This is a genomic window from Olleya sp. KKT75 (genome assembly GCF_055635485.1).
Genome location: NZ_CM145759.1, coordinates 669,896 through 681,510 on the forward strand (window position 1 = coordinate 669,896; position 11,615 = coordinate 681,510).

11 protein-coding genes are annotated in these 11,615 nt (G+C 31.5%); 1 reads left to right on the forward strand and 10 read right to left on the reverse strand.

All coding sequences use genetic code 11. From position 1 onward, the window contains the following. Window positions 1-5: 5 nt before the first annotated feature. Window positions 6-1,277 carry a Pycsar system effector family protein gene (locus tag ACZ2G2_RS02995; RefSeq protein WP_090837766.1) on the forward strand — a complete coding sequence of 424 codons (1,272 nt, stop codon included), beginning with the start codon at window positions 6-8 and terminating at the stop codon, window positions 1,275-1,277. Here the strand turns inward: ACZ2G2_RS02995 and ACZ2G2_RS03000 are convergent. The 10 genes from ACZ2G2_RS03000 to ACZ2G2_RS03045 form a co-directional block, all read right to left on the reverse strand. Further along, window positions 1,267-3,648, reverse strand: a complete 2,382-nt coding sequence (locus tag ACZ2G2_RS03000) for a GAF domain-containing protein (protein ID WP_470393902.1) — start codon at window positions 3,646-3,648, stop codon at window positions 1,267-1,269. The genes ACZ2G2_RS02995 and ACZ2G2_RS03000 overlap by 11 nt on opposite strands. Window positions 3,649-3,895: 247 nt before the next feature. After that, entirely contained in the window at window positions 3,896-4,225 is a 330-nt protein-coding gene (locus tag ACZ2G2_RS03005; protein ID WP_470393903.1) for a hypothetical protein, read from the reverse strand. Between the two features lie 140 nt (window positions 4,226-4,365). After that, window positions 4,366-5,142 (reverse strand): RMD1 family protein, encoded by a 777-nt coding sequence (locus tag ACZ2G2_RS03010; protein ID WP_470393904.1) that lies wholly within the window; start codon window positions 5,140-5,142, stop codon window positions 4,366-4,368. Window positions 5,143-5,144: 2 nt separating this feature from the next. After that, window positions 5,145-5,471 (reverse strand): hypothetical protein, encoded by a 327-nt coding sequence (locus ACZ2G2_RS03015; RefSeq protein WP_101204012.1) that lies wholly within the window; start codon window positions 5,469-5,471, stop codon window positions 5,145-5,147. Window positions 5,472-5,486: 15 nt separating this feature from the next. Next, a complete protein-coding gene (locus ACZ2G2_RS03020; RefSeq protein ID WP_101016970.1) occupies window positions 5,487-6,461 on the reverse strand; it encodes a deoxyhypusine synthase family protein in 975 nt (324 codons plus the stop codon). Further along, window positions 6,451-7,389 (reverse strand): agmatinase, encoded by a 939-nt coding sequence (gene speB, locus ACZ2G2_RS03025; RefSeq protein WP_090837776.1) that lies wholly within the window; start codon window positions 7,387-7,389, stop codon window positions 6,451-6,453. The genes ACZ2G2_RS03020 and speB overlap by 11 nt, the downstream gene beginning before the upstream one ends. After that, the gene (locus ACZ2G2_RS03030) at window positions 7,379-8,776 is read right to left on the reverse strand and encodes an arginine decarboxylase (RefSeq protein ID WP_090837778.1); all 1,398 of its coding nucleotides are present in this window, start codon (window positions 8,774-8,776) and stop codon (window positions 7,379-7,381) included. The genes speB and ACZ2G2_RS03030 overlap by 11 nt, the downstream gene beginning before the upstream one ends. A gap of 397 nt (window positions 8,777-9,173) precedes the next feature. Beyond that, window positions 9,174-10,223, reverse strand: coding sequence for a hypothetical protein (locus ACZ2G2_RS03035; protein ID WP_101204013.1), 1,050 nt, complete (start codon window positions 10,221-10,223; stop codon window positions 9,174-9,176). 32 nt (window positions 10,224-10,255) lie between these two features. After that, window positions 10,256-11,002, reverse strand: a complete 747-nt coding sequence (locus tag ACZ2G2_RS03040) for a hypothetical protein (RefSeq protein ID WP_470393907.1) — start codon at window positions 11,000-11,002, stop codon at window positions 10,256-10,258. Further along, window positions 10,989-11,549, reverse strand: a complete 561-nt coding sequence (locus ACZ2G2_RS03045; RefSeq protein ID WP_470393909.1) for an RNA polymerase sigma factor — start codon at window positions 11,547-11,549, stop codon at window positions 10,989-10,991. Before ACZ2G2_RS03045 ends, ACZ2G2_RS03040 begins: the two co-directional genes overlap by 14 nt. Window positions 11,550-11,615 lie beyond the last annotated feature (66 nt).

The following is an 11,615-nucleotide window of genomic DNA, read 5'->3' on the forward strand; positions in this document are numbered from 1 at the left end:
TACCTATGTCTAAACTAGTTGAAAAAACCGAAGCTTTTGTATTTGACCTCCTTAAAAACGAGCTTCCAAACACTATAGTCTACCACAATCATACGCATACCCTAAGAGTATTTAAAAGTACAAAAGAAATTATAGAAAATTCTAAAATTGATGTTAATGATGCGGAAATACTTGAATTAGCTGCCTTATTACATGACGTAGGATATACACAAACTAGAGACGGTCATGAAGTTGTTAGCGCGAAAATTGCTAGAGATTTTTTAACATCTGAAAATGCGAGCGAAAGTCTTATTAAAAGTGTTGAAAATTGCATATTAGCAACTCAATTTGATGCACAGCCGCAAAATGAGTTAGAAAAAATAATTCGTGATGCAGATTGCTCTCATTTTGGAAAAAAATACTTCCCTGAAGCTAGCGAGTTTTTAAGAAAAGAGCTAGAGTTATCCGGTATAGCTAATTATACACCTAGTGAATGGTTAGACGAAAACATAAAAGTATTATCTAAAAAACACAAATATCATACAGATTACGCTTTAAAAAACTGGCAATCTAGAAAAGAAAAGAATTTAGCGAAGCTTATTAAAACCAAAAAGAAACAGAAGACAAAAATTAAAAATGAAGAGCTAAAAGCAAAATATAAAGCGCAATACAAAAATGAAAGTCCAGAACGTGCTATACAATCTTTTTACAGAACAGCTTTAAAAAACCATATAAAACTGAGTGATATTGCAGATACAAAAGCAAACATTTTATTATCTGTAAATGCCATTATAATATCTGTAGTCTTAGCTAATTTAATATCAAAATTAGATACTAACCCTTATTTGATTTGGCCTACAGTGATATTTACATTATTTAGTGTAATATCTATGGTAATGTCCATTATAGCAACACGTCCAAATGTAACTAGCGGACAATTTACTAAAGAAGACGTAAAAAACAAGGAAGTAAACCTTACCTTTTTTGGAAACTTCCATAAAATGGGGCTTAAAGAATTTGAATGGGCTATTAATGAAATGATTAGTGATAAAGAATACATCTATAAATCACTAACCAAAGATTTATACTTTTTAGGATTAGTTTTAGAACGTAAATACCGTTTATTAAGAATAACGTACACCGTATTTATGATTGGAATAATAGTGTCTCTATTAGCTTTTGGTATAGCTGTAAAAAACAACCCAGGTGTTAATATCCAAGACGTTTTAAACACATCTACACACATACAATCCGTATTACCAAATGGTGTTGCTAATACGTTTGTAGCTATGCTTTAATTTCATTCATTAAATCGTCGTAGGTATAAAACTCTTTTTTACTAGAATCTTTTTGGTATAACATATTAATTCTAATAGCCTTTAGACCAGTTACGCCTTGTAGATCTTCTAATTCAAGAATTTCTACCTCGTCCCCTAGCTTATGTTTAGACTGTAAGAATTTAACGTATTTTAAATACTCAAACTCATCTGCTTGTTGAGAATAGACAATGGTTAATTTACCTTTAGCTGTAATACGTTCTGTAGTGCCTTTAATGTTAGCTTTGTCTACACGTTTTTTAACCACCTCATATCTTGCATTGTAAGTTCCGTCAACATCAAAATGTTTCTCATCTGCCCTAAACCTTATAGATAATGGCTGATTAAACACCAATATCATAGAAGCAACATCCAAAGCAATTGGATATTTGTGCTGCTTGTTATAGAAAGCAGTTTCCATATCTATCATAACTTGCATTTGCCACAAGCGTAAATTATACAAGTACAATTCGTTAAAAGAATCTTCTTTTGTTATGGACTCTCCTATATACATATTATGCTCTACACCATCTGTTTTGAAACGCTCAAAAAAGTGAGGATACATTGCTTGTGCTTCAACTTGCTTTCTATCTAATAATGAAGACATGTTTTTATTAATCAGACTTATCGTGTCATCATAATTTTTTCGGTAATAATAAATAACTTCTAAATCAGTATTTACTTTACTAAAATAATCTTCTATATCTTCTTTTAAATAGGGTTTGTTTTTAAGTTGAAATCTAAAAAGTGGTTCAATTTCATACTTAAAAAACTGAGTGATTTTTTGCTCACTATCTACTTTAAAATCAACTTTTAAAGCTGTTTTATAGGTTTTAATTTGAAACAATACCTGCTCAAATATTGGTAAATGCTCTTCTTTTAAAGCTACTTTTATAATTTTTTCAACCATTTTAAGTTGAAGTGCTAGATCTTTTTGAGTTGCATTATTTCTAGCTTCCGAAGACCCTTTAACATCTATTTGTCCAAATAAAGGATATACGTTTTCAAAACTAATTTTATTAAAAGTAGGGTTATCTACTCCACTATAATCTTCTTGCATAAACTGCCTAGCTGCAGTCTCAAACTTCCATTTTACACTTGGATGGATAGAAGTGCATTCTCTTTGGATAATAGCCTGAATAAGATTCTCTTCGTCTCTTTTAGAACGTTTTACTGCAGACAAAATAAAAGGCATCACATCTACCAATTTATTAGAGTTTATACTATTTAAAGCTCTTGGTGTTGCAGACACCAACTCTAAAACTGCCAACAATTCTCCATTTTCTGCAATAGGAGCAAAAATGGCACTTTTAAAACCTTGTTCTTTTAAAACTTTTATTTGAGGTACTAATCCCTTTGAAAGCTCAAACCCTTTATCAACATCAGAGATTGCAAAGTTTGTTTTCTCCTTTAATATTTTATCATAACTGTAATGACAGAATAAATTCTCGCATTTAAACTGCTCTTTTGCTTTTAATAAAAAACTACTAATAGCAGAGTCATGCACTTTCATTAACGTGTTTTCTTCTTTATTGAATATAGAAAAACCGACCTGCAAATCACTAACCCCTAACAAAGACCTAAATACTTGTTGGAAATCACTCATAAAGCTTTCGTCTTTACGTTTGTTGTTTCCTATTAAAGTCGTTTTAATATTAGATATTGCTTGATCATCAGTAACATCAAACATATTAGAAATTACAAATCCATTAGAAATGTAACTGTTTGGCGGAAACTTAGCTTTCCATAACTCTATATTGTCAAAATTATCCAACAACTCATCAAAATCTGACTGTGTTAATTTTGGTGCTTTATCCGTTGGTAAAATCTCCATAAAATCCGCATTATACGTGATTTTATAAACTCTAATCAGTCCGTTTTCATCCGGAATTTCATAATATAATGGTCGTTTGAAATTAGCATCAAAGCCATAACAAAAACTCATAATAATGGTACACCCTAAAATATACCAGTCATTTTCCGGCATATTTTTTATAACCAATTTAAAATCGGGACCTGCTGTTTTAATTATATTTTCAAAACGTTTTGACGCATTAAAAATAAAATTATGATAAGGTACACTTACGGTCTTAATCTCGTTTAAACTTAAAACTTCGCTAAACGAATCTTGTAATAGTATCTGAATTTCGTCTTTATACTTTTCTAAAATAGAAATATTACTAAACCCTTCTTTTAGAATAGGGTTTGCTTCTTGAATTTCTAGTATACGCTTTGCCTTAGCTGCGGTGAATGGATCTTCACTTTTAGCCAATGGTTTGTAACGTTCAATTAATTTATTGAAACTAATTTGTAACGAAAACGGTAAATTTATATTGTCGTTTAAATCGATCATCGATAGTATTAAAGTTCGGCAAAGATACGCATTATCACTATTAGTCGTGATATTTTAGATAAGTTGACATCTTTTTGTCTTATTAAAAACTACTAGACTAAATACGGACTCTTTTAAAGATACAAAACAGAAAATTAAAAATTCTTAAAACATTATAAAACAAACATTTTATTAACACAAAACCAATTTAAAACAAAAAAATCCGGAATAAATTCCGGATTTTTCTTAGTTATATATACTACTGATATTAGTCTTTAAGCTCTAAACCAGTAATCGTTAATACTTCAATTTCTATTTCGTTTCCTTCTGCATCTTCACTCATTTCCATTGTTTTCTCATAAGTAACCACAAATTTACTTCCAACAAAATCGTCAGATTCTAAATCAAAAGCCTCTAAAGCATCTTCTGATACATATTGAAATAACATTTTTTGGCTCTTACCATTTTCTATAACATTAAATACATAATCATATTCTACAACACCTTTGTAAGTACCTGTTACAACTATTGGATCTGTAGTTGTGAATGATGTTAAGCTAAAAAAAGCTAATGCGATAATAATTAATTTTGTTTTCATTTTAAAAAAATTTATTAAATTATTGTATTGTTTGTTGTTTTCGGAAGTTAGCCACCTCAAGTCCAAAAGTGCTTTTAGTATTGTTTTATTTTGCAATACGCGTGGTACAAATAATATACGTTTTTAAGGTGTTATTTAGATTACATTAGCTTGGTAAGAAACATATCAAAAACTTCAATTACAATTAAAATAATAATGATCCACTCTAGCCTGCTGCTTTCTTTGTGATCCATTATGTCTTTAAAAAGCTCAAGATTTTCTTTTATAATTTCTATTCTATCGTGTATTAATCGGTATCTATCTTTTAAATCAAACGTCTGTTTTAAATCCTGATTAAGCTGATTTAATTGTTCGTTTTCCCATGTACTATCAGGAGAATCAAAAATATATAGATTTTCCGAAATTCGGTTTTTAATATTTAAAGTTCTACCTATAAATCGTTTTAGCTTATTTCCTGAAATATCTAGTTTTCCCTTCTTTTCAAGATAAAGCGTGTGTTTATTCGTTTCTTCTAAAAGATCATACGTAATATCAGAATAACGATCTAGCGCCACACTTTGTGACACGTTAAGCATGACTAACCTAATCATGTCATCGTTTAATTTTGGTAACTCTATATGATTAAAATCAACTTTTAAACTATTGGGCTGGATAAGTACCTTAACCTCTTCGGATAGTTTTTCTGACAAATAATTATTGGAGAATGGCTCCATACTAGCAAGCACCTTATTAATAGACTGAGTGGTCATATTAAAGAAGCTTACTATTCCGTATTGAAAAATGTACACAAACGCATTATCGTCGCATTTGTAATACAGCTCGTCACTATCATTAAACAACAACTGCCAAGACAGTTGTTGTTTACATTGTTTTATATTGATAGTGCTAGCTACCTGATAGGCAACTACAGTGTACATGCTTAGAAATCGTCGTGATCTTGTTCCTCGCTTGGCTCTGATTCTGGATCCTGAACTGCTTCTGCGTCATCGTCTTCAAAATCTTCATAATCATCTTCGTCGTAGTTTTCCATAGTTTTTACCAACTTGGTACTAACCTTGACTAAATACTTAGTGTCTTCCGTAGTTACTTCTACAGCTTCTATAAGCTCGTTTTTAGCATTTCTAAACTCGATAATATGATCTTCATCGTAGCCATCAGGATACTTTTCTACTAACAACTTTAAAATTTCAGGTGTTAGTTTTTTAAAGTCTACTATGACACGTTTTAAATTGTCTGGTTTTTTCATTTTTTACGAAAGCAATTATAATCCTAATATGTAAGCAAATATAAGCGGAGCAACTATTGTTGCATCACTCTCTACAATAAATTTTGGCGTATCAATATCCAGTTTTCCCCAAGTAATTTTCTCGTTAGGTACAGCTCCAGAATATGACCCGTAACTAGTTGTAGAGTCACTTATTTGGCAAAAATAACTCCAAAATGGTGTATCTGTACGCTCCATATCTTGATATAACATTGGCACTACACATATTGGAAAATCTCCCGCAATACCACCTCCGATTTGGAAAAATCCGATTCCGTTTTGAGAATTTTCTGTATACCAATCTGCTAAAAATGTCATGTATTCGATACCCGATTTCATGGTGCTAGCCTTAAGCTCTCCTTTTAAAACGTAGCTAGCAAAAATGTTACCCATAGTACTGTCTTCCCAACCTGGGCAAACTATTGGTAAGTTTTTTTCTGCTGCAGCATACATCCAAGAGTCTTTTAAATCTATCTCATAATACTCTTCTAAAACGCCTGACAATAACATTTTGTACATGTACTCATGTGGTAAAAAACGCTCTCCATTAGCCTCAGCATCTTTCCATATTTTTTCAATATGGTGTTGTAAACGTCTAAACGCTTCGTGCTCAGGAATACAAGTATCTGTTACACGGTTAAGTCCTTTTTCTAATAAATCCCACTCTTCTTGAGGTGTTAAATCACGGTAATTAGGCACACGCTTGTAGTGCGAATGTGCTACCAAATTCATGATATCCTCTTCTAAGTTTGCTCCAGTACATGAAATAATATGCACTTTATCTTGACGAATCATTTCTGCAAAACTTTTACCAAGTTCGGCAGTACTCATAGCACCAGCAAGAGACACTAACATCTTAGCACCATTGTCTAATTGTGTTTCGTATCCTTTTGCTGCATCTACTAAAGCTGCTGCGTTAAAATGTAAGTAATGGTGTTCTATAAATTGTGAAACTGGTCCTTTAGTACTCATCGTCTTCGTTGAATTTAGAAGTGTTATTTTTTTGTGTGTCTTTCTCGTATGTGTTGTCGTAATCGTCTTCTGCGCCTTGATTTAAAAACTTATAGCTTAGCATTTTATAATACAATTTCGCAGCTAAAAAGTCTGAAGATTTATCCACTTTATTTGGACATAATTCAACAATATCAAATCCAACCACGTTTTTCTCTTCAAATACTTGCTTTAAAAACTCTAAAGTTTCGTACCATAATAAACCACCCGGCTCTGGCGTACCAGTACTTGGCATAATTGAAGGGTCAAATGCATCTAAATCTATGGTAATAAATACATTATCCGTCATCTGATCTATAGCACTATCCATCCAAGTATCATCCAATGCCATCTCATGCGCAAAGTATGTCTTTTCTGTGTCCATTACAGTCTTTTCAATAGCATCCATAGAGCGTATACCTACTTGAATCAAGTTAGTATTTTGACTTGCTTCGTATAATGCACACGCGTGGTTACATGCTGTACCTTCATACTCCTTACGCAAATCTGCATGCGCATCTAATTGCAATACTGTTAAACTAGGAAACATCTCGTTAAATGCACGTATTGTACCAATAGATATAGAATGTTCTCCTCCAAAAATAGTAACAAACTTATTTTTTTTAATATACTTTTTAGTTGCTTGATGAACAGCTTCTACCATTGCTTCTGGCGAACTATTTTCTGTTACAGCATCTGCTAAATACACCCCTTGATTGTATACTTCAGAATCTGTTTCGATATCATAAAGTTCCATATTTGCAGAAGCATCTAAAAATGCTTCAGGACCTTTATCAGCCCCTTTTTGCCATGTACTAGTACCATCATAAGGTACAGGAATTAAAACAATTTTAGCTTTTTCTAATTTTGCTAATTCTTCTGGAATCCCAGCATAAGTTTTAGTTTGCATAACCTAAAATTTTAAGTAAGTCTTCACTTTTTTGTTGTTCAGAAAATAATGTTTTTGTGATGTTTCCATCCTTGTCTTTATCTATTAAAATATGTTTTGGAGATGGTATTAAACAATGTTGTAATCCTCCAAAACCACCAATTGTTTCTTGATATGCTCCAGTATTAAAAAAACCTATATACAATGGTTTTTCTTTGTTGTATTTTGGTAAATAAATAGCGTTCATGTGCTGCTCGCTATTATAATAATCATCACTATCGCAAGTTAAACCTCCTAGTAAAACACGCTCATAAGAGTCATGCCAACGGTTTATCGCTAACATTATAAAACGCTTGTTAATTGCCCAAGTATCTGGTAATGTTGTAATAAAAGAAGAGTTTATCATGTTCCATTTTTCACGATCATTTTGTTGCTTTTGATACAACACTTCATAAATAGCGCCACCACTTTCTCCTACTGTAAAACTTCCAAATTCTGTAAAAATATTTGGCACATCTACTTCTTCCTCTTCACACGTTTGTTTGATTTGATTTATGATTTCATCAATCATATATTCATAATCAAAATCAAATGCTAACGAGTTTTTAATCGGAAATCCTCCTCCAATATTTAAACTATCTAAGCTAGGACAAACCTTTTTTAAACTCGTGTATACTTTTAAACATTTTAAAAGTTCGTTCCAGTAATACGCATTATCTCTAATTCCCGTATTGATAAAAAAGTGAAGCATTTTAAGCTCTACTTTAGGATTAGATTTTATTTGATTTTTATAAAACGGGATTATGTTTTTGTACCCAATTCCTAATCTTGAAGTATAAAACTCAAACTTAGGCTCTTCCTCTGATGCAATTCTAATACCTACTTTAAAGTTTCCATCAATTTGCTCAGAAAGTAAATCTATTTCTTCGTAGTTATCAATAATTGGAATACAGTTTTTTTGACCGTTATTAATTAACCTAGCAATGTTTGAAACATATTGATCACGTTTAAATCCATTACTAATAATAAATGTTTCGTCAGTTATCTTACCTTCCTTCTTAAGGTTTTCAACAATATCAATATCAAAAGCAGATGATGTTTCAATGTGAATATCATTTTTTAAAGCCTCATTTAAAACATGTTTAAAGTGTGAGCTTTTTGTGCAATAGCAATAGTTGTAGTTCCCTTTGTAATCGTGTTTTTTTATGGCATCTCTAAACCATGTTTTTGCACGTTGTATATTGTTAGAAATTTGTGGTAAGTATGTAAATTTTAAAGGTGCTCCATACTCTTCTACTAACTCCATTAAATCGATATCATGAAATTGTAATGTCTTGTCCTCTAACTTAAATTCTGGTTGAGGAAAATCAAAAGTTTGACTGATTAAGTCTATGTACTTTGTGTTCATTTTTGTTTAAAACGTTAAAATTAAAATATAAATAGTAAAAAAATCCTTGTTAAAAAAAATAACAAAGTGACTATCAAATTTGAATTCTAAGGTCGTAAGTAGGCGCAAAGCCAAACTGATGCTGGCTAGCATATATAGATGTGAAAGCGGAAGTTAGCTTTAGAATTCGGTCGCTTAATCTGTAAGCTGCTTTTGAATATGACTTCCTAATTTTCAAAAGCCCGAACATAGAAACAGAGTTCAAAGTGTTCAGCTATTATACTGCAAATGAAATACTTTTTTTTGAATTAAAAACTTTTTTATTAAAAAAATAAAAAATATTTAATACCCTGATAACAAGAGCACTTACAATTCTAAAAAACACAAAAGCACTTCTTTTATTAAATTACTTTAAAAACTAATCCAAATCCAATCTAATACCTAAAGAAATATTGTTTTGATCAAACGTTTGATTTTTAAATAGTGGGGCAATGTCATATTTAGCATATAAACTTAAATCTCCTACTCCAATATATCCGCTAAGACCGTACGTAAAAGTGTTGGTATTAAAGTTTCTTTTAATCTTCTCCTTTACACGATCTCCGTTTTCTTTGTAGGTTAATTTTTGTACTGCATTACCATTTACACCAAAATAACCTCCCAATCCTACTTTAAACTTATTATGATTAAAATAACGGACACGACCATCTTTATAGTCTTTTTTATTCCATGGACCAAACTCAAGATGCATAGGAATAACTAAGCTAGTGGTTCTAAACTTGGCGCGTTTTAAATCGCCATCAAAAGACTGTAATGTTGTTTGATTACCATCTTGAACAAAATACATATCGTTCTTAATATCTAATTTATTCCATTGCACAGAAAGCCCATATTTAAAACGTAAAAAATTAGACTCTTTTAGTACTCTAGTTTTCCATAGCCATCCTAGCTCTACAAAACCAGAACCTCCTAATTTATATGGCGTATCACTTAAACTAACACCATCAATTATTGTATTATTAAACCCCATTGCAAAAAGCATTTGGTTACCTGTACGGATATCTTTTTTGGGTGGTTTCCTATTTGCTCTTACCCCTAAAATCTCTCTATCACTGTCTCCAATTTTAATAGACACTACTGTTTTTTGAATATCATCCTTAGAACCTTGATTATTTCGAGTTAAAAACTCTAATCTATTTACCGCAATAGCTATTCTATTTTCTATATTTAATGCTCTTTTTTCTGCAGCTTCTTTTTTTAATTGTTCTGCTTCTTCAAAAGTAATCTCATCTTCCTCTAATTGATCATTTATTGTTTCAATTTCTAATTTCAAGGCATCACGCTCTTCGGTAGTAATTGTTTCTTTTATGGATTCTATTCTTGGTATTGAATCCGTTACTTGTGCTTTAAGCTGACTTACTGCCAACAATAAAAACAAGTACACTAAATGTTTTGTAATGTTTTGCATAACTGTTCGTTTTTTTTTAATGATTAATTGATTTAATTATCGCGCTCTACTACTGTCGTTCTTAAAGTTTCATAGCCTGATTTTACAGCATGAAACAATCTGTTTTTTAGAGACTTTTCTGATGTCATCTCTATCTCCTCTAGTAACGAATTCGCGTCTATTTTCTCGGATTTATACCCCGTATTTGTTGCCTTAACTTTGGCATAAGCTTTATTTAAAAGCAAATCTGCTTCATTAGTTAAAATTTTACTCTTAATTATTTGTGTATCTACTGACTGAGATTGCGCAACAACTGTACTAGTCACACTGTTAGAAGCGGTATTTAAAGTATTACCCTCATCTTCTAAGCTGATGGGTTTTAAATTCCCTGAAGCTACATTAATTACGCTTGCTTTTTTTGTAGGTGCCGTAATAACAACATTGTTCTTTTTTACTTGATACTGCTGCTCTTGCTCTTCATTTAACACATCCCTTTTAGCGTCCTTTTTATTTACAATTACATCTGGCTGTACTACCTGTATTTTTCTTGGTATATTTATTTCATTTTTCACTTCTTCAACAACCTCATTAATAGTATTTGATTGATTTCTAAAAATAAAAACCGTCAAACAAACGCCTACAAGTGTTGCTGCAATACTCAGCCACCAAAATGAGACTTTACGTTTATCTTGACGTTGATCTAATAGTGTGTCTAATTGACTCCAAGTTGTTTTACTTGGTGCAATTGTACGACGCTCTAAAGTGTCTTTTAATTGCTTTTCAAATTTATTTGGTGCCATATTCCTTGGTATTAAGTATTCTAATATTATTCTGTAATAATTTACGCGCTTTAAATAGTTGAGATTTAGAAGTCCCTTCACTTATATTTAAAAGTTTAGCTATCTCTGCATGCTTATACCCCTCTATGGCATACATTACAAACACCATTTTGTAACCTTCTGGTAAATTATCTATCAATTCTTGTAATTGTGCCACATCATATTGTTGCGAACTTTCATCCTGAATTTCGACATGTTCATAATCGTCGTCTACAAATTGAATCGTTTTTTTCTGTCTCAAAAATGAAATTGACTCTCTAACCATAATCCGCCTAATCCAACCTTCAAAGCTACCTTCGCCCCTAAAACAATTTAAATTTGTAAAGACTTTTAAAAACCCGTTAAGCATAACCTCCTCTGCATGTTGTAAGTTTTTGACATAGTAACGACAAACACTTAACATTTTTGGTGCATGCATTTCAAACAATACGTGTTGGGCTTCACGATTATTCTGAGCAGCTTTTTTGATAAGCTTAGTTTCGTTATTAAATAAAGTTACTACCTTCACGAAAGTGTTGTTTAGTTTGGTCTTCTATTCTATTTATAAAGACGCAAAAATTATACTAAAGGTTGC